The organism is Roseibium sp. RKSG952, from assembly GCF_009711355.1.
Window position 1 is genome coordinate 1 of sequence record NZ_SMMF01000421.1, and the last position, 904, is coordinate 904.

1 protein-coding gene is annotated in these 904 nt (G+C 60.2%); it reads left to right on the top strand.

The window, feature by feature from the left end; translation table 11 throughout:
• Positions 1-86 precede the first annotated feature (86 nt).
• Positions 87-872 (top strand): competence protein CoiA family protein, encoded by a 786-nt coding sequence (locus E1297_RS01335; protein ID WP_196223109.1) that lies wholly within the window; start codon positions 87-89, stop codon positions 870-872.
• Positions 873-904: the final 32 nt, after the last annotated feature.

Here is a 904-nt window from a genome sequence, read left to right on the forward strand (position 1 = left end):
CTTGGTGCTGATATATCAAAGGACCTTGTCAGGGTGGGTTGGAGAGCGATTCCTTGCTGATCGCGTTGTTAAAGGGACACCGTATTGTGGCAGCCCGCGCAGAACGCGGGCCGGAATACATCTGTCCGTGTTGCGGAGGTGAGCTTATCCTGAGGAAAGGCCGCAAGGTCATCCATCATTTTGCCCATAAACCGCCTGTCTCATGCGCATGGGGCAAGGGGGAAACACAAGCCCATCTCAAGGCCAAGGCGCACTTGGCCAAATCGTTTTCTGACCGTGATATCCGGTCTGAGGTCGAGTTCGTGGTCAGCACGCCAACGGGTGTGCGCCGGGCGGATGTGATGGCCTGGAAGCCCAACGGCACCAGCGTTGCCTTCGAGCTTCAGCATACCAGCATCACTCTTGACGAGATCGAAGCGCGGGCACTTGCCTACGCGCAAGCCGGGATCGCACAGATCTGGATCCCGTTTCTGCCACCCTCAGTCTGGGCCCGGGGCCATGAGCGGGAGGCAGGGGCATGGTTTGTCCCCCGTTATGCCGCGCGCCCGTTTGAGCGTTGGGTTCACGGTTTTGACCGGAAAGCGGGCATGTGGATGTATGATCCGCGCGAGGACACCCTGTGGCATGGGCGGCTTGCGAAACACAGGATCTACCTGCCGCCCGCAACCTGGTACAGCACCCAGGGAGAGGACCGGCACACGGGCGGCTACTGGAAACAATCCGCCCGCTATCAGGAACTGACGTTGACCGGACCCTACAGCTGGGAGCAGCTGCGCGTGCAGATCCGTCACCGAAACGCGGTGACCATCGGTGATTACCGGTGGCCGAGAGGCATGCGGGCAACCTTTGTCCCTGCCGATGATCCTGTTTGACCCGCACTCAAACGCGTGAAGTGGTCAGGTTA